This window comes from Amycolatopsis halotolerans (assembly GCF_042647905.1).
GTDB classification, from domain to species: Bacteria; Actinomycetota; Actinomycetes; order Mycobacteriales; family Pseudonocardiaceae; genus Amycolatopsis; species Amycolatopsis halotolerans.
In genome coordinates, this window is the sequence record NZ_JBHRWI010000014.1 from 1 (window position 1) to 20,996 (window position 20,996).

General features: G+C 69.7%; 18 protein-coding genes and 3 pseudogenes. 9 read left to right on the forward strand and 12 right to left on the reverse strand.

Annotated features, from left to right (window positions below; all coding sequences use genetic code 11):
• Positions 1-316 precede the first annotated feature (316 nt).
• From ACFORO_RS09905 to ACFORO_RS09915, 3 genes are all read left to right on the forward strand, one after another.
• Positions 317-607 carry a hypothetical protein gene (locus tag ACFORO_RS09905; protein ID WP_377868392.1) on the forward strand — a complete coding sequence of 97 codons (291 nt, stop codon included), beginning with the start codon at positions 317-319 and terminating at the stop codon, positions 605-607.
• 553 nt (positions 608-1,160) lie between these two features.
• A complete protein-coding gene (locus tag ACFORO_RS09910; protein ID WP_377868393.1) occupies positions 1,161-1,337 on the forward strand; it encodes a hypothetical protein in 177 nt (58 codons plus the stop codon).
• A 245-nt stretch (positions 1,338-1,582) separates the two neighbouring features.
• A complete protein-coding gene (locus tag ACFORO_RS09915; protein ID WP_377868394.1) occupies positions 1,583-2,140 on the forward strand; it encodes a DUF5994 family protein in 558 nt (185 codons plus the stop codon).
• Positions 2,141-2,846: 706 nt separating this feature from the next.
• Here ACFORO_RS09915 and ACFORO_RS09920 read toward each other — a convergent pair.
• Entirely contained in the window at positions 2,847-3,290 is a 444-nt protein-coding gene (locus ACFORO_RS09920; protein WP_377868466.1) for a GbsR/MarR family transcriptional regulator, read from the reverse strand.
• Positions 3,291-3,350: 60 nt separating this feature from the next.
• Positions 3,351-3,581, reverse strand: a pseudogene (locus tag ACFORO_RS09925) (helix-turn-helix domain-containing protein); the annotation flags it as partial.
• An 83-nt stretch (positions 3,582-3,664) separates the two neighbouring features.
• Between ACFORO_RS09925 and ACFORO_RS09930 the strand changes: the two are divergent.
• Together ACFORO_RS09930 and ACFORO_RS09935 are read left to right on the forward strand one after the other, a co-directional pair.
• Positions 3,665-4,492 (forward strand): class I SAM-dependent methyltransferase, encoded by an 828-nt coding sequence (locus tag ACFORO_RS09930; protein WP_377868395.1) that lies wholly within the window; start codon positions 3,665-3,667, stop codon positions 4,490-4,492.
• Positions 4,493-4,545: 53 nt separating this feature from the next.
• Positions 4,546-5,321: pseudogene (locus ACFORO_RS09935) on the forward strand (IS30 family transposase); the annotation flags it as partial.
• A gap of 13 nt (positions 5,322-5,334) precedes the next feature.
• Here ACFORO_RS09935 and ACFORO_RS09940 read toward each other — a convergent pair.
• Both ACFORO_RS09940 and ACFORO_RS09945 read right to left on the reverse strand, forming a co-directional pair.
• A complete protein-coding gene (locus ACFORO_RS09940; RefSeq protein WP_377868396.1) occupies positions 5,335-6,249 on the reverse strand; it encodes a haloalkane dehalogenase in 915 nt (304 codons plus the stop codon).
• A 118-nt stretch (positions 6,250-6,367) separates the two neighbouring features.
• Entirely contained in the window at positions 6,368-7,669 is a 1,302-nt protein-coding gene (locus ACFORO_RS09945) for an amidohydrolase family protein (RefSeq protein WP_377868397.1), read from the reverse strand.
• Positions 7,670-7,814: 145 nt separating this feature from the next.
• Between ACFORO_RS09945 and ACFORO_RS09950 the strand changes: the two genes are divergently transcribed.
• A complete protein-coding gene (locus ACFORO_RS09950) occupies positions 7,815-8,780 on the forward strand; it encodes an Lrp/AsnC family transcriptional regulator (protein ID WP_377868398.1) in 966 nt (321 codons plus the stop codon).
• Between the two features lie 274 nt (positions 8,781-9,054).
• Here the strand turns inward: ACFORO_RS09950 and ACFORO_RS09955 are convergent, their stop codons facing one another.
• The 3 genes from ACFORO_RS09955 to ACFORO_RS09965 form a co-directional block, all read right to left on the reverse strand.
• Positions 9,055-10,077: an SGNH/GDSL hydrolase family protein gene (locus ACFORO_RS09955; RefSeq protein ID WP_377868399.1), complete on the reverse strand. Its 1,023-nt coding sequence runs from the start codon at positions 10,075-10,077 to the stop codon at positions 9,055-9,057.
• A gap of 424 nt (positions 10,078-10,501) precedes the next feature.
• Entirely contained in the window at positions 10,502-11,365 is an 864-nt protein-coding gene (locus ACFORO_RS09960; protein ID WP_377868400.1) for an alpha/beta fold hydrolase, read from the reverse strand.
• A gap of 110 nt (positions 11,366-11,475) precedes the next feature.
• Positions 11,476-12,426, reverse strand: a complete 951-nt coding sequence (locus ACFORO_RS09965; protein ID WP_377868401.1) for an SGNH/GDSL hydrolase family protein — start codon at positions 12,424-12,426, stop codon at positions 11,476-11,478.
• Positions 12,427-12,793: 367 nt separating this feature from the next.
• Between ACFORO_RS09965 and ACFORO_RS09970 the strand changes: the two genes are divergently transcribed.
• Together ACFORO_RS09970 and ACFORO_RS09975 are read left to right on the forward strand one after the other, a co-directional pair.
• The gene (locus tag ACFORO_RS09970) at positions 12,794-13,423 is read left to right on the forward strand and encodes a TetR/AcrR family transcriptional regulator (protein WP_377868403.1); all 630 of its coding nucleotides are present in this window, start codon (positions 12,794-12,796) and stop codon (positions 13,421-13,423) included.
• 496 nt (positions 13,424-13,919) lie between these two features.
• Positions 13,920-14,954, forward strand: a complete 1,035-nt coding sequence (locus ACFORO_RS09975) for a phosphatidylinositol-specific phospholipase C domain-containing protein (RefSeq protein ID WP_377868404.1) — start codon at positions 13,920-13,922, stop codon at positions 14,952-14,954.
• Positions 14,955-15,124: 170 nt separating this feature from the next.
• On the opposite strand, the gene ACFORO_RS09980 is transcribed toward ACFORO_RS09975, so the two are convergent.
• The 5 genes and pseudogenes from ACFORO_RS09980 to ACFORO_RS10000 form a co-directional block, all read right to left on the reverse strand.
• A complete protein-coding gene (locus ACFORO_RS09980) occupies positions 15,125-16,351 on the reverse strand; it encodes an aminotransferase class III-fold pyridoxal phosphate-dependent enzyme (protein WP_377896526.1) in 1,227 nt (408 codons plus the stop codon).
• The gene (locus tag ACFORO_RS09985; protein ID WP_377868406.1) at positions 16,341-17,276 is read right to left on the reverse strand and encodes a carbohydrate kinase family protein; all 936 of its coding nucleotides are present in this window, start codon (positions 17,274-17,276) and stop codon (positions 16,341-16,343) included. Before ACFORO_RS09985 ends, ACFORO_RS09980 begins: the two co-directional genes overlap by 11 nt.
• Positions 17,273-17,986 (reverse strand): class II aldolase/adducin family protein, encoded by a 714-nt coding sequence (locus ACFORO_RS09990; RefSeq protein ID WP_377868407.1) that lies wholly within the window; start codon positions 17,984-17,986, stop codon positions 17,273-17,275. Before ACFORO_RS09990 ends, ACFORO_RS09985 begins: the two co-directional genes overlap by 4 nt.
• 47 nt (positions 17,987-18,033) lie before the next feature.
• Positions 18,034-18,585 carry a sulfatase/phosphatase domain-containing protein gene (locus ACFORO_RS09995; RefSeq protein ID WP_377868408.1) on the reverse strand — a complete coding sequence of 184 codons (552 nt, stop codon included), beginning with the start codon at positions 18,583-18,585 and terminating at the stop codon, positions 18,034-18,036.
• A 13-nt stretch (positions 18,586-18,598) separates the two neighbouring features.
• Positions 18,599-19,384 (reverse strand): annotated as a pseudogene (locus tag ACFORO_RS10000) (sulfatase-like hydrolase/transferase); the annotation flags it as partial.
• Between the two features lie 128 nt (positions 19,385-19,512).
• Here ACFORO_RS10000 and ACFORO_RS10005 point away from each other — a divergent pair.
• Positions 19,513-20,916 carry an amidase gene (locus ACFORO_RS10005; protein ID WP_377868409.1) on the forward strand — a complete coding sequence of 468 codons (1,404 nt, stop codon included), beginning with the start codon at positions 19,513-19,515 and terminating at the stop codon, positions 20,914-20,916.
• Positions 20,917-20,996 lie beyond the last annotated feature (80 nt).

Consider the following 20,996-nt stretch of genomic DNA (forward strand, 5'->3'; position numbering starts at 1 on the left):
CTTCCGCATCGGAGCGGTCCGCGACAACAGGCACGGCAGAAATCGCACCAGGAACGCCGACGCACCCCTGGCGGCACGATAGAATCGTGCAGGCAGCGCCCGAGAGCCCGGACCCAGCCCTCACGACGACCGACTTCACCGTCAGCCGCATCGGTTTCGCTGGCCGCGCCGCGACACGAGCGCTGCCCTGGAATTCTGGACCGATCGGCCTTCGGACGCTCCCCGCGCCCAGTGCGCACCGCCTGCCGCCGATCCACCCAGCACAAAGGTGCGGCGAGGACAGCACTGACCACAGCACACAGAAAGCGAACCACCGATGTTCACCTTGACCGGAGCAGCCACCGAAGCGATCAACCAGCTCACCGCATCCCAGAACGTCCACGCCGAAGGCGGCCTGCGCCTCACGCTCGACGGCCTTCCCGAGGACGGCGCCGCATTCGCCGTGGACGTCGCCGCCTACCCCGCGACCGGGGAGGACATCATCGCGACCGGCGACACCCAGGTGTTCCTCGCCCGCGAGACCCGCGTCCGGCTCGCCGACAAAACACTCGACGTCCGAAAGGACATCAACGGGCACTACACGTTCATGATCACCACGACGCCCTGACCGGCCGTCCGCGCACCTTCACTGGTGCAGCGCCTTGCGCCGAACGGCCCCGATCGCCGCGGTTCCCAGGAACAGAACGATTCCGCCGATCGCTTGTTTCAGGCTCGTCCGCCGGGAGACCGAGAACGCTCGCCCAACAGCAAGCACCGGATCGCGGAACCAAGCGGAGATGACGCGGAGCAGCCTCGGCCGGTTCGAGGAGCAGTGGGATCAGGGCGGCAGCACGACAACGGAACCGACAGGCGAACCGCCACGTGCCAGCACCGAAGATGTCGCCGAGGTCCAGAGTGATGAGACCGAATCCTCTCGTTCGGCATTCCCGCCACCGACCCGTCTCCCCTCGGAAGCCGCCCGCTGCCCCAACCGAACTGTCCACTGTGGATATTCAGTCGCGCGATACGTCGCAGGACCGAATGCCGCCCGCTCCGCATCGGCACGTGACCCCGTTCCGCGGTACCGCCGGATCGGCGGCCCCGCTACGCTGCGAATGCTATTCGGCCCCCGAGCGGCGCGGCACGTCCGCTCGCCGCTGCCTTCCGGAAGCGAGGACGCCATGCTCGCCATCGTCGCCGCGGTGCTCTTCGCGCTCGCGTTGCTTCTCGAACTGGTCGACGTCAGCCTGGGGCGCTTCGTCACGACCGCCACCCTCACCACCGCAGGCCTTTTGTGCGTCGCCCTGCACCTCTCCGGGGTTGCCGCCCATCGCAAAGCGTGGCGCAGGCGACGCTGAGGGCCCCGGAATTCGCTTCCCCGCATCGGCGCCGCGGGCGTCAATGCGAACGGTTTCCCTGTCTCGTCCCGATTCCCGACATCTCGAAAGAGATTTTCTCAGCCGTCAACGGTTTTCGCGACCGGCCAGGCGAGAGGTGTAGTGTTGAGGGTGTCCGAGAGCATTTCGCGCGTGGGCGGTCAGGCCTGCGTCGTCCTCGGCCCCCATGCCGGCCGGTGGCAGCGACCGGGGACGGGAACGCCACCATGACGCCGAGCCTCCGCACCACCGCCAGCACCCTCTCGGCCATGAAGGCCGCCGCACCGTCCTGGCGCGTACCGCGCCTGCGCCTGAAGCCGGCCGGACCCGCGACGGGATACGTCGACGGCGCATGGTGGCCGTACACCCGGGAACTCGCCGTCGAACTGCCGGCACTGCTCGCGATGCTGGCCGCGCGGCTGGACCGGATCGAACGAGTCGCCTACCACCTCGCCGCCTGGACTCCGGCTCAGCGCCGCCTCACCGTCGACGGTTCACCGATCCGGCTCGAAGGATTCCGCGCGCACCACGCCGACACGGTGACCGTCACCGGAGGGCGGGGACTGCACCGGCTGGCTCTGCTGGTCGTACCGCCGGAGACAGAACCGGCCGACGCGCATCGCATCCTGGCGACCGCGGCACACCGAGGCAACCTCGACACCGTCGAGACACTGCTAGCCGCCCACGGCAAGACCGACAACGACGCGGCGGCAGAGGACGACGCGATGAACGACGCCACGCAACGCTGGGACGTCGACGGCGGCCGCATCCGCACGCTGGCCTAGATTCCCCACGACGTCCCGGCGGAACGAACGTCCGCCGGAACCTGCTTCCTGGCTCCGGGAAAGCGACGGTCTTCTTCACGTTTCTTCCCGCTGAAAACATCACGTGCCGGGAGCGCACCAGGCCAGCGAGAATCATGTTTCCGGCGTACCGGGGGATCCACCGGGATCGTCCACGCCAGCGTGGCCACCTCCGCTGCCGTGGACAGGCGGGCACTCCGCCGACGGAGTGCCCGCCGCCACCACACTCGACGACGGAGCCGCACCGACATTCGCGCACAACGAAATCCCAACCAGGAGTGCCGTGCACTCCAGCGGTCGGCTGTGCGCTCAACGCGACTCCGTCCACCATCAACGGCGACATCCTCGTCGGCCTGTTCCAGGGATACCGGCACCAGGAAATCAAGCCGGTCGTCACACAGGTTTCCGAGAGAATCGAGAACGATACCGCGCACCGAACAGTACTCGTCAGCAGCGGCCTCGAGCACGCTGGTCCTGACCGCACCCGGCGGATCCACGGCAATGACGTGAGCAGCGTGCCCGATTCGCCGGAGCGAAGCTCGGCCAAGCCCACCTCGCCGATGCCCACCTCGCCGACACCGATCTCAGCGGCGTCGGCCTGAGCACAGACCCGCGAAACCGCAGACACCGTTCGGAGAACCTGATTCGTCGAGCGAGCCCGTCCCGCCCCGACCGATCCAGCGCCCGTTCACCCGGCTCCGGACGGCAAGCCCGTCTGCGGGAGATCGCCGAAAACGCCGCGCCAGCGTTCGGCGGCATCCGCGAGGTCGTTGCCGACATGATCGAAGTACCGGCTCATGGCGGACAGTCGCGGCGCCGCCGCGGAACCGTTCAGCACGTCAGCCCCCTCCATCGCCGCCTCGGCCCACAGGCGGCACACCTCGGCCTGGCGGCGGCAGGCTTCGTGCCAGGCGTCATCATCGACCGCGTAGTACTCCCGGCGGTCGGAAGAGTCGCGCTCGCGGCGGATCAGCCGCAGGTCCGCGAGGTAGGCGACCGATTTGGACACCGACGCCGGGCTCACCCCGAGCAGCCGGACCAGATCGGCGGCGGGCAGACGCGCGTCGTCGCTCGTGAGCAGGCATGCGAGCACCCGCGCGGGCATCCTCGGCAAACCGGTACGCACCATCATCGCGGTGAACCGCGCCTCGAAGCCGCGTACCGCGGCAGGTCTCAGAGGCGGCTTCCCGAGGCGGCCGGCGCGCTGCCGGGTCGCGGCGGAGGCCTCGTCGGCGCGGTAGCTCTCCGGACCGCCGTTCCGGTCGATCTCCCGGGTGATCGTCGAGGTCGGACGGCCGAGCCGCCTGGCCATCTCCGAGCAGGGCAGACCGTCGGCGAGCCAAGCGGCGATCTGCCGCCGGTCCTCGTGGGTCAGCCGGCTTCCTGGCACCACAACACCCCCCCTTGCATTCTCCACAGTCATTGCAACTTACCAGAGTCGTCCCAGTTCATCAGCATCATCGGGTGTACTTTCAAGTTCACTGATATTGAAACGGAGGTGCCCCGATGGCGACCGCGCTACCGGCGTTCACCCCTGCCGAGGCCAGCCTGTACCTGACTTTGTGCGGCAGGGCACTCGACAGCAGGCAGGAACGCTCGATCCTCAGCGACACCACCGCGGCGGAGATCGTCGAGCGGACCGGAACGAAGACCGCAGACTACCCGCACGCGAAGACCGGCATGCGCGACATAGCCCTGCGTGCCAAGAAACTGGACGGCGTGGTGCGCGACTTCGTCACCCGCCACCCGGACGCGGTCGTAGTCGACCTCGGAGCCGGCCTGGACAGCAGGATGATCCGCGTCGACCCACCGGCCACTGTGGACTGGTACGACGTCGATCTGCCCGCGGTCATCGCCGCCCGCCGCACTGTGCTGCCGCGGCCGGCCAACGCCCACCTCATCGCCGCCGACGTGGCCGACCGCCACTGGATCGACGAGCTGCCAAGCGGCCGGCCCGCGGTCATCGTCGCCGACGGGCTGGTGGCATTCCTCCCCCAGCCGGACCTGACGGCCGTACTGCGCGGGCTCACCGCGCATTTCCCTGCCGGCGAGATCGCCTTCAACGGCTACACGCGATTCCATGTCTGGGCGCTCAAGCACTACAAGGGCACGAACTCCATCGCCGAAGCCGTCGCAAACCCCGGTTTCGACGACCCCCGCGAACCGGAACGATGGAACCCCGACCTCACCCTCGTCGAGGAGATCCTGCTCTCCCGCGCGCCCGAAGTCGCCGGCTACCCATTGCCCGTCCGGCTCGCGACGCGGCTCGCAGCACTGAGCACAGCGTGGTCACGCCGCGGCACGACAGTGTTGCGCTACCGGTTCGGCGCGTGATGCCGCAGACAGCGTCCGAGCCCGCGCGGGAATGCATTCCTGAGTGCCGTTGGGCGGCAGGGCTGGGGCGGAGGTGGTCGCCGCGGCAGATCTCGGCGAGACTGGTCCTGGACTTCCCCGACCGGCCGGAGATGCGGGTGTCGCACGAGACGATCTACCAAGCGCTGTACGTGCAGGGCCGGGGCGCGCTGCGCCGGGAACTGTCCGCGGCGCTGCGGACCGGGCGGGCGCTGCGGGTCCCGCGCGCCCGCGCCCAAGCACGGCAGAAACGGCCCGGGGCCGGGGCCCGGATCCCGGACATGGCCAACATCAGCGAACGCCCCGCCGAGGCCGACGACCGCGCGGTCCCCGGGCAGGCGACCTGATCCTGGGCAAAGACAACAAGTCCGCGATTGGCACCCTGGTCGAACGCCAGACCCGGTTCGTGCTGCTGCACCTGCCCCGCGGCCGGGACGCCGCCGCGGTCGCCGCGGCGATGACCGAGACGATCCAGACCCTCCCGCCGCTGCTCGTCCGGTCGCTGACCTGGGGCCGACGCACCGAAATGGCCTGCCACAAGCACATCGCCCTCGCCACCGGGCTGCAGATCTACTTCTGCGACCCCCGCAGCCCCTGGCAGCGCGGCAGCAACGAGAACACCAACGGCCTGCTCCGCCAGTACTTCCCCGAAGGCACCGACCTGTCGGTCCACACCCCCGACGACCTCGCCCGCGTCGCCGCCGAACTCAACGGACGACCCTGCCAAACCCTCGACTGGCACACCCCAGCCGAAACCCTCGACACGCGACTCTCACACCAACAAACACCAGGCGTTGCAACCACCACCTGAATCCGCCTTCCCCTCACGGACTTTGGACGTCTGCCTCAAGCCCGGCCAAGAATTGTTCCAGCTCCTGGCCGATCTCCGCCGGAGAGTCTTCCGGCAGGAAGTGCGCCCCCTTGACAGTGACCTCCCGCTGGTTGGGCCAGGTCCGCGCGTAGTCGAGGGCGGGGCCGGTCAGGACGGCGCCGGGGTCGCCCGAGATCAGCAGTTTCGGGACCTGGCTGTGGGAGGCCCACTCCCCGTTCGCCGCGACGATCGCGGCCACCTCGGGCGGCTCGCCGTCGAACGGCATTTCCCGGGCCCAGGCCAGGGTCGGCACTCGCGACTCGCGGGTGGCGAACGGCGCCCGGTAGGCGGCCATCTCCTGCTCGCCGAGTTCCCGCACGGTCCCCATCGGCAGCATCTTCTCCACGAAAAGATTGTTGTCCAGGACGATTTCCTCGCCCTGCGCGCTGCGAACCGCGCGGAACATGGTGTCGCCGCCCGGGGGAAAGTCCGCCCACCGGCGTCCTTGGATGACTCCTTCCAGGTAGGCGAGGCCGTTCACCCGGGCGGGGTGGCGGCGAGCCCAGTCGAGGCCGAGCGCGGCGCCCCAGTCGTGCAAGACGAGGGTGACGTCCTGGTGCGGCAGCACGGCGTCGAACCACGCGCCCAGGTAGCGGGCGTGGTCACCGAACCGGTAGGAGCCGTCCGGGGAAGGACCGGAGGCGCCCATTCCGGCCAGGTCCGGAGCCAGGTACCGGCGACCGGGCGCGAGAGCCGCGATGACGTTGCGCCACAGGTAGGACGAGGTCGGATTACCGTGCAGGAACACGACGGGCCGATCCCCCGATCCGGTGTCGACGTAGCTCATGCGCACGCCGCCGGCGTCGACGGTTTTCCGCGGGTGCGGATCGGCTGGGCTGACGGATGCCGAGGCAGGGTTGGAGGTCATGGTCGTCCTTCGGTTCGATTTTCGGGCGGTTGGCGATGAGCTTTTCGTTTTCCTGACCGTCGCACCGACGCGCGACGCTCGCCGGGTGATTTCGGGTGACGCGATCGGCGTCGCGATGTCACTGCGCGCGGACCGGGACGTGCTGCCCGGCCTTGACGATGCGGTCGCGCACGGCTTGCGCCCGGCGGACGACCGGGCCGGCCTCCGCGTGAAGCCTGCCGTCCTGTTTCACCGGTGTGCCCGCGATCAGCACGGTGTCGACGTGCCCGGTGTCCATGCCGAGCACAACGGCGGCGTAGGGGTCGTAGACCGGCGCCGTGCCGGGGTCGTCGGCACGCAGCAGGACGAGGTCGGCTTGTTTGCCCGGTGTGAGCGAGCCGATCCGGTCGGCCATCCCGAGCGTCCGGGCGCCGGCGACGGTGGCGAATTCCAGGATGTCGCGGACGGTGCAGGAGGCTCCGGCGTACCTGGCCGACTGGTAGGCCGCGCGCATCGGGCCGAACAAGTCCGCCGCCGCGGCGACCTCCACATCCACGCTGAGACTGGGGCGCAGACCTGCCTCGACCGCCGGGGCGAACGGCGGATATCCGTGCCCCATCGCCAGTTCGACCGAAGGCGCGATCGAGAGGAAACCGCCGTGGTCGGCGATCGTCCGCAGCTCGCCGGCCGGCAGCCCGGTGCCGTGGATGAAGGTGGTTCCCGGGGCCAGGACACCGAGGTCCGCGAGCCGGCTCACCGGCCGGTCGTCCGGTCCGCGCGCGACCACGTGCCGGGCCGCGGAGACATCCAGTTCCCGGGCCAGGCCCCAGTTCCAGCGCTCGTCCTCGTCCGTGCCGCTCTCGAAGGCCAGCGCCATGGTGACCCGGGCGCTGTCGTCGGGCAGCAGCCGCGCGCGCACTTCGCGGACGCGGGCGGGCAGCCGGCTGTCGCTGGCGAAGCCGTCGGGCATGCCGTTGCCGTAGGCGAAGACGGCGCGCAGCCCGGATTCCCGCAAGGCGGCGACCGCGGCCTCCGTGTGGTCCGGGGTGTTCTGCACGTTGGAAATGTCCTGGACAGTGGTGACTCCGGCGGCCATCGCCCCGTACGCGCTCAGCAGGTTGCCGAGATACACGTCGTCGGGAGTGACCTGCTGGCCGAGCCCGCCCAGGACGTGCCTGAAGTAGTCCGCCAGCGTGTGGTGCGGGGCGCTGCCGCGCAGCACCGCCTGCCACATGTGCCGGTGACTGTCGACCAGTCCGGGGATGGCGATCCGCCCGGTCGCGTCGATCTCGGTCACCGGCCCCGCGGGGCGCAGTCCGGCGCCGACAGCGGCGATCCGCTCGCCGTCGACGAGCAGGTCGGCCCGTTCTAAGTCGCCGATCTCCGGATCCATGGACAGGATGGTGGCGTTGCGGATCAGCAGCGCGCGTTCAGTGGGCACGATGACGTTCTCCTCGGTGAGCAAGGCTGGTCAGGAACGGCAGCCGCGAATTCCAGGTCATGACCACACGATCCGCCGACGCGACCGCAACCCGACACTCACACCGCATCTTGCGTAACTATCCGACAGCAAGCACGATAATTGCGTGCTTTCCGACTCACTTGACCTTCTCAGTCTGAAAATTCTCCACGCGCTCCAGATCGACGGCCGCGCGTCGTTCAGCCGGATCGGCGACATTCTCGGCGTCTCCGATCAGACCGTCGCCCGCCGCTATGCCCGGCTCCGCGCGACCGGGGCGGTCCGCGTCGTGGGCCTCACCGACTCCGAGACGGTCGGCGAGGAGGAATGGCTGCTGCGGATCCAGTGCGCGCCGGAGGCCGCGGCCGGCGTCGCGGCGGCAGTGTCCCGGCACCCCGAGACTCGCTGGGTGCAACTCACCTCCGGCGCCACTGAAATCGTGTGCACCACCCGTTCCGCCGCGGGCGGCGACTCCGCGCTGCTGCGCGACCTGCCGCGCGCCCGGCGGGTGACCGGGGTCAGCGCACACTGGCTGCTGCACACCTTTTACGGCGGCGGGGTCACCATCCTGAACAAGGTCGGCCCGCTCACCGGAGAGCAGGTGCGGGCGCTGCGGCCGCCGCCCCCGGAACTCGCCGGGACCGTGGCGCTGAGCAGCGGCGACCGTGCGCTCGTCGCGGAGCTGACCCGCGACGGCCGGACCACCTACCGGGATCTCGCCCGCACTGTCGGGCTCCCCCAGTCCGCGGTGCAGCGCAGGCTCGCCGAGCTGCGCCGCTCCGGCGCCCTGTACTTCCGGGTCGATTTCGACGATGCCCTGATCGGCCGCGGCACGGTCGCGATTCTCTGGCTGTCGGTGTCGCCGTCCGCGCTCGTCGAGGTCGGCACGGCGCTGGCCGCCCACGACGAGGTCACCTTCGTCGGGTCCACCACCGGTCCGACCAATCTGTACGCCGTCGTGCTGACCACCAGCCCCCGAGCCCTGCACGACTACCTGACCGGGCCGGTGGCCGCGCTGCCCGCGATCGGGCGGCTGGAAACCGCCCCGCTCGTGCGCCCGGTCAAACGGGCGGGAGTGCCGGTCACCGGCTGAACCGCGCCGACCGGTTGCCGCGCTTCCTCAGGTCCGTGAGGGCCACCCTGCGGGAATGCCAGGACATAAGGCGGCGCCACGCGTCCGGCTGAGGCGCGGCTGCCCAGGCCGAAGGCCCAGACAGCCGCAGCGGGCAGCGGGAGCGCGGGTTGTCGTCCGTGAGGGCCACCCTGAGGGAATCTGATTCCCTCAGGGTGGCCCTCACGGACTTCGGTGACCGGTCATATGGGTGTAACTCGGGTGTTTCGGTGGCGGTGGCGTCCTTTGTGGACGGTCAGCGCGCCGGGTGCGCGTACCGGTCCGCGCCGGCACGCTGATGTGCGAGTTCATCAGGCGTCGCGTTCGACATGGCGGCCTGCTCTCGCGTCGTCGTCTCGCTGGTGATCCGGTCGAGCGTGCCGGGAGACGTGCGCTTCCCGGCGAGCCGATCGGCGATGAGCGCCGCTTCGCCGGCCATCGCTGAGCCGAAGGGGTGCATCGGCGCGGCGACGAGGCTGAACCGCATGCCGTTGATCCACGCGGCGCCGCCAGTGGCGCAGGCGTCATGGCCCAGCGACGGCGTATAGGTATCGACGAAGTCCGCGTGAGTTCGGTGCGCGGCTTGGGAAACGGCGCCGTTCAGTTTTTGTTCCCATTCGTCGTAGAAGGCGTAGTCGCCGTCGGCGAACGGAATGATGTCCGGGCAGTACCCTTGGGGCGGGATGATGCGCGGGTAACCGACGAGGACCACCTTCGCGTGCGGCGACCGTGCCCGGATTTCGCCGACGACAGCGGTGATCCGGTCCGCGACGGCGGTCATCCGGCGCGCGAGTTCCGTGCCGCCGTCGGCCTCGAAACGGTCCCGGCACGGCGATCCGGTCGGGTTCTGGTTCCGCAGTGCCGCGCAGGTGCTGGTCAGCTCGCCGAAACTGTTGAAGTCGTTGCCGCCGATGCCCATGGTGACCAGATCGGTCCGTTCGCTCAGCGCGTTGAGCTGCGGCGGGGTGCCCGGCGCTTGCGCACCGGTCATGTCCTGGGTGTCCGCGCCGCCGCAGCTCGCGTCGACGAACCGGTGCGGCCGGATTTTCGCCGCGAGCCGCGACGGGTAGTTCCCGGTCGAGCGGAAGCAGGCGAGCGAATCCAGCCGCAGCCACGGAATCAGCGGGCCCGACGTGTAGGAATCGCCCAATGCGACGTACTCGTCGAATCGGCCGGGCTGCCCGCCCGGCGTGCTGGCGGACGCTGCCGCGGGAGACGCGACCACGGTCAGGGCAGCCAGCAGGGTCGCCGCGGAACGTCCGAGTGTTCGTTTCTTCACGAGAAATCCAATCCGTTGTCGCTCGAATCTTCCGGTTTCCGCGCGATCGCCCCAGTGGCGCGGCGGTGGAAGTACTGGACGGCAGGCAGACCTCCGCGGGGCCCGGTGCGGTGCGGGCGGGGGTGTCGCGGCTGACGCCGGCGGGTCGAGCCCGCGGGCGCTTCGGTGCCGTTCGGAGCTGCCGGGAGACGGGCTCAGGTACGCCGGGCTCCTTCGCCGGAACGGACGGCGGAGGTGGCAGCCGACGCCCGTCCGGGGACGACTCCGGGCGGCGTTGGGCGCGCCGGAGACGCCGATCGTCTCGTCGATACAGCTGTGCACACAGCGCTGCTGCGGCGGAGGTCGTGGATACGCGTCATTGCGTTCTCCCGGTCGAGAATGGGCCGAGCCCGTGAACGGTGTTGTACGGAAACGGATTCCGTCGTCAGGTGAAGTCTGCGACGAGAGCGGCGAGCCGCTCGGGCGCTTCCAGTGACGGCCAGTGTCCGAGGTCGTCCAGCAGGACGACCTCGGTTTCCGGGCGCAACCGCTGCAAGCGTTCCGGCATCGCGGGGGTGGCGATGGGGTCGTGCACGCCCCAGAGCAACGTCAGCGGCCCGGGGAAGTCGACGAGCCCGGCGGTCCAGCGGGCCTGGTGCTGTCTCCGTTCGAGGAGGTACCGGTTCTGCCGCGGCACCAGATGCGCACCTCCGTTGTGCTGGATCAGCGCGACCAGCGCCGGGATGGCTCCCGGCGGCGCGGGCGCTTCCTTCGCGAAACTGCGCGCGAGCGCACGCCGGAGCACCCAGCCCGGCAGCGGGAACGGCAGCGCGGCGGCGGGCAGCCGGAGCAAGCCGCGCTGGCCCGCCGTCAGCTGCGCGAGGTCGATGAAGATCGATCCGTTGGTCAGGTCCACGCGTTCGGGAGTGAACCCGAGAACTGCGTTGTTGTGGCGGTGCAGCAGTTCCGCGACGACCGTGTCCCCCATGTCGTGCGCGAGCAGGGCACAGCGGGTGATCCCGAGCGAGCCCAGCACGGCCTCCACCAGATCGGCTTGCTCGAAAAGGGAATACCGCGCGGTGCGGGGCTTGTCGGAGAACCCGAAGCCGAGCAGGTCGAGCAGAAGCACCGGTCGTTCGCCCGCGACGCGCACCGCCACGTCGGCGAAATCGTGCGAGGAGCCGGGAAATCCGTGGATCACCACCAGCGGAGCGGCGGTGCCGGAGCCCAGTTCGGCCACGAAGACCCGGTGCGGCCCGACGGTGAGGGTGCGGCCGCGTTCGCGCCACGCCCGCAGATCTGCGTGCATCCTGGTCCTACCTTCTTCCCGGCGCGCTCGGATCCGGCTCGCATCGCTCGCCCGCGGGGCGGTTCGCCGTTTCCGGACAACGGAATTCCGCCCCGCGTCGTGTGCGGGGGTCAGGAGCGTGCTCCGGCCAGACCGGCGACCACGAGGCGGGCGAAGTTCCGTTCGCCGAGTGCGGTGGGGTGCAGCGGAACCAGGCCGAGCGTGGTGCCGGGGACGACGACGTTGGCCCAGTTCTGCGTGAGCTGGCAGCCGTCGTGGCCCTCGGCGGGCGTGATCAGGTCGACGAACTCCGCGTGGTGGCTGCCGGCGACGCGTTCGGTCACTCGTGCCAGCCGGTCGACCAGGCCCTGGATGTAGCTGGCGTCCCGCGCCCAGACCGGCTGGATCGGGTAGCAGCCGTCAGGCTGGATGTAGTCGGTGTAGCTGGTGACGAGAATCCTCGCCCGCGGGGCTTTGGCGTGGATCGCGTCGAGAGCGGCGGCGATCAGCGGAGCGGCCGAATCGACCTTCTGCGCGCCGCGGTCGGCTCCGCCCGCGGTCTGAGTGTCCTTACAGGACACACCAGCCGGCTCGGGAAGAGCGTTGAAGCAGCTCAGCCCCAGCCCGGCGAGCCCGATGTCGTTCGCGCCGATCGTGAGGGTGACCAGCGAGGTCCGCGCGGACACGGCGTCGAGCTGAATCGGGAGCCCGGCCTGCCGGGTGGTCAGGATGTGCGCGGTGGTCGCACCGCTGCAGGTGACATCGCGGAAGATCTTGGCTCCCAGCGCTTTCGCCACCAGGTGCGGATAGTTCACCGCGGACCGGAAGCAGGGGACGAAGTTCTCCTGCGGGAAGATCAGCGGACCCGCGGCGAACGAATCGCCCAGCGCCACATACTCGTCCGCGATCGATCCGCGCGTCGCCGCGGCGGCCGGGACCGCGAGGCCGCTCAAGCCGAGCAGCACCGCGACGGCGGCGAGCAGGCGACGCGGGAGCCTGCGTGCGGCCACCGCGCCCGGAAGCCTTCCGGCTGGGCGGGCGGGCCGTCGTCGTCGACGGGGCTCGGACGGGTAGGCACTCATCGCGATGGACTCCTTCAGGTGTACGCCGTGTCGGAGGAACGGATCGGGCCGGTCCGGCTGGACCGGTGCACGCGTCGGCGAGAGGCAGCATTGCTTGCGGGGGAAGCGAATTCCCGCGGTCCAGCGGCCTCCGGCCACACCGGGACCAGTGGAGCGACCGGTCCTGGGGAGGCGTCCGTCTCGGGAGTCCCGAGGCGGCACTGCCTCGTTTCGATAGGTATTCCTATCGAGTTGGTGGACCCATCCTGAGCGGTTGTTACTCGGAAGTCAAGGACGAGTGAACCATCGGGGCACGGCTCGGTCGATCGGGCCGCGCCGCCCGTCGGATAGGATTCCCGATCAGCCTCGACCGGCGGAGGGAGGAGACATGGCCAAAGAGCCGACCAGGCGACGCGCGGAAACGCGCGCGCGGCTGATCGCGGCGGCCACGTCAGCCTTCGCCGACTTGGGATTCGGCGGCGCCACCATCGAGGAGATCTGTCATCGCGCCGGCTACACCCCCGGTGCGTACTACTCCAACTTCGCCAGCAAGAACGAACTCCTGCACGCGTTGTTCGCCGACCACTCCGCCCGGCTTCTCGACCGGTTGCGCACCCAGCTCGCCGAACTCGACGAAGCCGACCTCACGCCGGAACAGCTCGCGGAATTCGTCGTCTCGGCCGATCCCGACCAGCGAACCTGGCACCTCGTCAGCACCGAGTTCACCCTCTACGCCATCCGCAACCCCGAGGCCGCGGCTGTGATGGCCGAACACGACGCGCGGGTGCGCGCCGAGATCGTCGAGGTGCTCGGCCAGGCATTCGACCGCATGGGCCGCCGCCCGGTCGTCGACTTGGACGAATTCACCCGGCTGCTGATCGCGCTGCGCGAAGGCGGACTGATGCAGAGCCTCATCGAGCCGGACGAATTGCCGCAGGGGGCGCTCGAACGCGCCTATCTCCCGGTGCTGTTCACCGCCGTGTCCCGGAAGACCGGACGGGGCGCCAAGCGCCGGTAGCCGCCCGGAGGTCCGCGAGGGGAACCCTGCGGGACTCTGATTCCCAATGTCAGAAACTCAAGGCTTGCCGGCACGGTTGGCGGGCGCGGGGTTGCCGTCCGCGAGGGCCCCTTTGCGGGAATCAGATTCCAATGCCAGGAACTTACGGCGAGCCGAGGTACGGCTGACACCCTGCCTGCTCGGCCCGACGGGGTCGGCGCGGCTCTTGCCACGGCCAGCGCGCGGGCGGGCGGGAGCAGGACTGGCCGTCCGTGAAGGGCCCCTTGAGGGAATCAGATTCCCTCAAGGGGCCCTTCACGGACGTCATCGGGAGCCAGCACTGGTCCGATCGGCGAATTCATTCACGGGTCCTCGTTCGTTCATTCCGTTCCGGACGCGAACCAAGTATGTTTTTCACGTTTCGCTGGCCCGGTCGTATGCGGGCGACATCCGCGGAGGTTTCTCGGCAGCGGGTGCGGTGGCGACCTGCCGGAATATCGCCGACATGAGGAGAAACGTGCGACTTCGCCGGACCGCGGCGGCAATCGCCGCCGGAATGCTCGCTTCGCTGCTCGCCCCGGCCCCGTTCGCGGGTGCCGGAGAACGGGACCTGAAGCTCTCCGAGGCCACGACCGCCGGAGTGCACAACACCTACGCAACCGGAACGTACAGATACCTCGCCGAATCGCTGGACTCCGGGACCACGCTGATCGAGCTGGACATCTGGGCCAAGCCGTTCGGCAACGGCTGGTGGGTCAACCATCTCAGCCCGATCGGCAACGCGAACAACTGCGTCGCGGCGGACACGCCCGACGGGCTCTACCACGGCACCCGGAACCAGGATTTCGCGCACTGCCTCGACGACATCAAGCTCTGGCTGGACGCACACCCGAACTACGGGCCGCTGCACCTCAAAATCGAGAACAAGTCGGGCTTCGCCGCCGGCCGCGGCCAAGGCCCCGCCGGACTCGACGCCATGCTGCGCCTGCACCTCGGCGACCGGATCTACCGGCCTGCCGAACTGCTGGCCGGGCACCGGACACTCGACGAGGCGGCCCGTGCCAACGCGTGGCCGGTGCGTTCGGCGCTGCGCGGCAAAATCGTCGTCGAACTCATTCCCGGCGTGAACGAACGCCTCAATCCGCTGGACCCGGTCAAGAGCGACGTCGAATACGCCAGCTATCTGCGGACGCTGCGCGAGACCGGCCGGATCGACCAGGCGCAAATCTTTCCCGTCGTGCTCGATGCCCAACCCGGCGACCCCCGGCGCCGCTACACCGATCCCGGATTGCGTCCGTGGTTCGTCGTTTTCGACGGATTCGCTGTCGATTACGTCAACGGTTCCATCGACACCTCGTGGTACGACACCAACCATTACCTGCTCATCATGACCAAAGCGCATGAACCCAAACCGTCGATCGACAGCCACCACCCGGACACGACCGAGGCCCGCGAACGGGTGGCCCGCCTCGCGCGGGCGCACGCCACGGTCGCCACCTCCGACTGGAGTTATCTCCATGCCGCATTGAGCCCCGTTTACCCACGCGGCTGACCGACCGGGCAGCCGCTCGCCGAATGCCGTCCCAGACCGGGAGCGGGCCCGGTGAGCCGAAACCGTTCCGGCCCACCGGGCCAATTCCTCAGACGGCGCCGAAGACCGGCGGCATCCGGAGCGAAGCCGCCTCGCCCCGGCGTGCCGTTCCGGCTGAGCCGCCGCGCTCCCTACGCCGCGCCGAATCGCGCCGCAGTCCTGGCGAACGCGATGTCGGTCCGCTCCAGCGCGGCAGCAATGTCCTCGTCGCCGTGCGCGGTCGAGAGGAACCAGTTGTGCCAGGGATGCACATACACCCCCAGTTCGAGACAGGCAGCCGTCCAACACGCGGCCCGTTCGAGCGAGGTGTCTTCGGCGAAAGCCAGCCACGGGATCTGCACCGGCCCGGTTTGCCTGATCGCGAGGCCGTGCCGGTCCGCTTGTTCGCGCAAGCCGTCCCGCAGCAGGGTTCCGGCGCGCGCCATCCGGGCCGGGCCGTCCTCGTCCCGCAAGGTTTCGATGGTCGCTTTGGCGGCGGCCATCGGCGTCGCGGAGAACCAGAACGAGCCGGTGGTGTACAGCGACGCGGCGGCCTCGCGGAGGGCGTCCGTGCCGGTCAGCGCGGCCAGCGGGTAGCCGTTGGCGATCGCCTTGCTCCATGCGGTCAGGTCCGGGCGCACGCCGAACGTTTCCCAGCTGCCGCGCAGGTCCAGCCGGAAGCCCGCGCGGACGTCGTCGAGGATCAGCACCGCGCCGACGCGGTCGGCGAGGGCGCGGAGGCCGCGGGAGAAAACGCCCTCCGCCAGCTCCTGGTCAGCGAACGAGTCGTGCTTGAAGGGGGTCACGATAATGGCGGCGACGTCTCCGGCAGCGGCGTCGGCGGCCGCCTCGGCGCTCGCCAGGTCGTTGTAGGCGAAGTCGATCAGGTCCGCCCGGTTGGCCTCGGTCGTGCCGGTCGGAATCGGGGTGCACCAAGGGTCCGCGCCGTGGTAGGCCCCCTTCGCCTTCAGCACGGTCGCGCGGCCGGTCGCCGCGCGCGCGACCATCAGCGCCTGCGTGGTCGCGTCGGTCCCGTTCTTGGCGAACAGCGCCCAGTCGGCTGAGGGCACCGTGTCGACCAGCAATTCGGCCAGTTCCACCATGATCGGGCCGGGCCCGTTGAGGCAGTCTCCCCTGGATTGCTGGGCCGCCACCGCTTCTTCGACGCGCGGGTGCCGGTGACCGAGCACGACAGGGCCCCAGCTGCACATGAAGTCGAGGTACTCCCGTCCGTCCACATCGAACTGACGGCAGCCGTCGCCGCGTTCGAAGAACTGCGGGAACCCCGGGGTGAAGATCGCCGTGTTGAGGTGGCCGTACATGCCGCCGGGAACCACCGCGGCGGCACGCTCGCGCAACCGCGCGTCGTTACTGGTCATGAGGAATCCGTTCAGTCAGGGCACGCAGGGAATCGAGATCGGTGAGCGCGGCGTTCGAACCGAGTCCGCCGGCCACCGTCGCCGCGGCGGCGGTGCCGAGGCGAGCGGCGCCGACGGGATCGGATCCGTCGAGGAGCCCGATGAGGAAGGCGGCGCAGTAGGCGTCGCCGCATCCGGTCGTGTCGACGACCGGCACGTCGATGGCCAGGATCCGGACGGCTTCCTCGGCTGTCACGACGAGACTTCCGGCGGCCCCGAGCGTGACCACCACTCCGTTGGCGCCCAAGGCGAGCAGATCCCGCGCCGCTTCGAGCACGTCGGTTCTTCCCGTCATCCGGAGGATCTGCTCCTCGTTCGGCAACAGGTAGTCCACGCAGGGCAGCAGCACCGTCGCGGCCCGGAGCAAGTCCGGCACGCCGGAGAGCAGGTCCATGGTGACCAGCGTCCCGGTGGCGCGGACCCGGCGCAGCCGCTGGGCGAAGTCCTCCTGCGGCAGCCCGAGGCACACATCCGGACCGCCGACATGAACGGCGCGAGCCGACTCGAGCGCGCCCTCGGGGACATCACCGGCGCCGAAGGTGAGGTTCGCCCCGGCGACATGCACCGCGGCGCGCTCGCCGTTCGATCTGATCGGCAGCATCGACGCGCTGGTCTGGACATCGGTTCGCCGGACCACCTCGCGGACGTCCACGCCCTTCGCGGCCATCGAGGCGAGGAGGAAGTCGCCGAGTTCGTCCGTGCCGATCGCGCCGAGGGACCGCACCTCCCGGCCCAGCACGGCGAGCCCGACAGCCGTGCCCGCCGCGGAACCGGCGGGCGTCATCCGGATGCGGTCGACCACCGCGGTGTCCTGGCCGTCCGGCCAAGCATCCACGTGCTGGGCGAGCACATCGACGATGTGCGCGCCGAGTGAGACGATGCTCATCCGGTCACCGCCTGGTCCGCGGGTGTCGCCTTGCGCACGGTCCCGTAGCCGGACTCGGTGGCCGTGCGCACTACATCGAGCAGTTCGGCCTCGCCGAGGATGCGCGGGGTCCCGATCGCCAGGCAGCGGCTGTACAGCTCGGCGAGCCATTCGAGCAGTTCCAGCCGCTCGACCGCTTCGGCGAGGCTGCCGCCGTAGACCACCGAGCCGTGGTTCTGCATCAATGCCGCCGACCGGCCTTCCAGCGCCGCCAAGACGTTCGCGGCCAGTTCCGGCGAGCCGTACGTGGCGTAGGGCGCCACCCGGACGGAACCGCCCAAGCCGAGCGCCGAGTAGTGCACGCACGGAAGCTCGGACCTCGCGGACGCGACGGCGGTGGACGCCATCGCGTGCGCGTGCGCCACCGCTCCCGCACCGGTGGCCGCGTAAATGCCCAGATGCAGACCGAGTTCGGAGGTCGGCGCGAGGTCGCCGTCGACGAGCTCGCCCGCCATGTCCACAATGGACACCTCGGCGGCGGTCAGGTTTTCCAGCCGCGCGCCGGTCGGGGTCACCGCGACGAAATCGCCGCTGCGCACCGACACGTTTCCGGCGGTGCCGACGACGAGCCCGCGGTCGGCGATCCTGCGGCACGCGCCGACGAGCGCCTCCCGCTCTTGTTTCCATTCACCCGGCAATGTCGGGCCGCCTTTCTGCAAACTCGTTGTCACGCTTCGAATGACCGCCGGAAACAGATACAGGTCCGTATCGCATACAACTATGCATCGTTGATGAGGTCGGCGCCGATGTCAACCGGCGGCTGCCCACGCCGCCCGGACAAGTTCGCCGACAACGCGCGCCGTGATCGGACTTCCCGGAACCGCTGGGGCCCGGTCCAGCGAACCGACTGGGCCAGGCGCAGCAGGGTCCGCACAGCCCGCTGGTAGGTGTGCGCGCCTTGTCCCCACACGAGGTAGTCCCTCGACTCGATCTCCTTGCCGCGCACCGCGTCGGCGAACGAGACGCCCTGCCACTTCGCAGGCAGCTCGAAACCGAGCAGATCGCAGATCGTCGGCGCGTAGTCGATGTGGCAGAGCAGCGCCTCGTTCCGCCGCCGGTGGATGTCCCCGTCGGTGATGCCGGGCCAGAACACGATCAGCGGAAGCCGCTGCACTGGCTCGCTCGCCAGGCCGTGCCCGGCATACAGGCCGAGCTCGCCGAGCGATTCGCCGTGGTCCGCGCTGACGATGACGGCGATGTCGCCGGTCAAGCCGAGCCGCGATTCCGGCGCGCAGCCGGCCGAATTCCGAGTCCCAGCAGGAGATCGCACCGTCGTAGCCGTTGACCAGCAGCTCGAAGTCCGACCGGTCCCGGATCTGATCGGGCATGTTGTGCGGGACCGGCGAGTCCCTGGCTATCTGCGAGTAGTGCAGGTCGAGCGCCGAACGGGGGCCGTAGATTTCGGCGTGCTCGTCGATGGTCGCCTGGTCCGGCCAGGACGCGACCGGGCCGAGCGCGGCGGCCGCCTCGGTCCAGGACTTCTCCTGCTGGTAGTCCGTGTGCGGATCCCAGTAGGTCAGGTGCAGATACCAGTCGTCCACGTCCTGGTGCCGCTCGATCCAGTCGAGCGCCGTCGCGGTGATCTCGCCCGCGGGCTCGTCGCCGAGTTCGGGGCCGGCCCGGAAGCTCTCCCGGAAGTTTCCGAGGAAATAGTGCGCCCGGTGCCGCTCCGCGAACGACGAAACCGCGGCGGTGAGGTAGCCGTGCTTGCCGAGCAGCTGGCCCAGCAGCGGCCGCTGGAACTCGTCGCCGTGCCCGGTGTCGAGCCGGAACCGGGAGTCCTGCCCGAAGTGCCCGACGACGCCGTTCGTGATGCCGAACTGCCCGCTGGTCAACGCCGTCCGCGACGGGACGCACGGCGAATCCGAACAGTAGTAGCGGTCGAACAGCACGCTGTGGCGCGCCATCGCGTCGAGGTTCGGTGTCGTCCGCCGATGGTAGCCGTAACAGCTGGTGTGGTCTGGCCGGAGCGAATCGACGTCGACATAGATGATCTTCACGCGGTTTCGTCCGTTCGGTCGCGAGCCCGGGGAACCGGTTGCCCGGACCCCCGCCGGCACCGAGTCCATTCGTATACAACTGTGTATCGAGTACAGTGCTGTATCGTCATGGACGGTCCCGCTGATGTCAACGGGCCGAGACGCAGAATTCTGTTGCGGCGGTTGACAAGGCGGTCGCGCGGGAACGGAGATCCGTTATGGGCCAACTACACGACCTCACCGCGCTGGAGCAAGCCGCCGCCGTGCGCTCCCGGACGATCAGTCCGGTCGAACTCGTCGAGCACTGCCTCGAACGCGTCGACCGGCTCAACGACGACCTCGGCGCGTTCCTTACCGTGACTGCCGAATCAGCCCGCCGCGAGGCAAGGCAGGCCGAGGCGCGCGTGATGGCAGGCGAGGCGATTCCGCCGCTGCACGGCGTCCCGATCGCGATCAAGGACCTGAACAACACCAAGGGTGTGCGCACCACCTTCGGCAGCGTCGCCGGCCTGGAGCTGGTGCCCGACTTCGACGACGACGTGGTGGTGTCCCTGCGCGCGGCCGGCACGATCAGCCTCGGAAAAACCAATGTCCCCGAGTTCGGATTGCCGAACTACACCGAGTCCGCGATCGGGCCGCCGGCGCGCACGCCCTGGGACCTCAGCCGGTCCGCGGGCGGCTCCAGCGGGGGCGCGGCGGCGGCGGTAGCAGGCGGGCTCATTCCGTTCGCACACGGCAATGACGGCGGCGGGTCGGTGCGCATTCCGGCCGCGGTGTGCGGTTTGGTCGGCATCAAGCCCAGCCGCGGCCGGATCAGCAACGGGCCCGCGTCGCTGGACCCGGGCAATCTGGTTCACCAAGGTCCCCTGGCGCGAACCGTGCGCGACGCGGCGGCTCTGCTGGACGCGATGGCGGACGGCACCGGCGGCGCCGTTGCGTTGCCGCCGGGCCGGACGTTTCTCGAGTTCGCCGAGCGGGAGCCGGGAACGCTGCGGATCGGCCGCTACTGCGCGACCGACACGGCCGACGGCACGCTCGACCCGTCTGTGCGCGCCGCTTACGAAGCGACCACAGAATTGCTCGTTTCGCTTGGACACCAGGTCGAGGAGCTGGTCCCGCCGCCGATCGCGGCCTCGTTGGACGACTTCATGACAATGTGGTCAGCTGCTCCCGCCGCGGTCCAGTTGCCGCCCGAGGCGGAGGCGGTGCTGCGTCCGTTCACTCAGTGGTTGCGTGCGCGGGGCGCGGAAATCCCCGCCACCGCATATCTGCGCGCAGCCGACTCCGTGCGCGCGCTCGGCCGCCGGCTGATGCTCGCCGGCGAAGCGTTCGACGCCGTGCTGGTGCCCACGGTGGCGTTGCCGCCACGGCCGGTCGGGGCTGCCCGCGACGACGACCCCGAAGCCGACTTCGCCGGTCAAGCCGACTTCGCCCCTTGGACCGCGCTCTACAACGTCACCGGTCAACCAGTGCTCAACGTGCCGGTTTCCTGGTCGGAGACAGGGCTGCCGATCGGCATGTCCCTGGTGGGCAAGCTGTGGGACGAGGCGAGCATCCTCTCGCTCGCGGCGCAGCTGGAGACCGTCCGGCCATGGGCGGACCGCAAGCCCGCGTGCTGGTGAATCCGGCCCGGAATGCGGATACGGGAACGTATCCGATACCATCGGCTCGCACGCCGACAGCGTCGGCCGTGATCCGATCG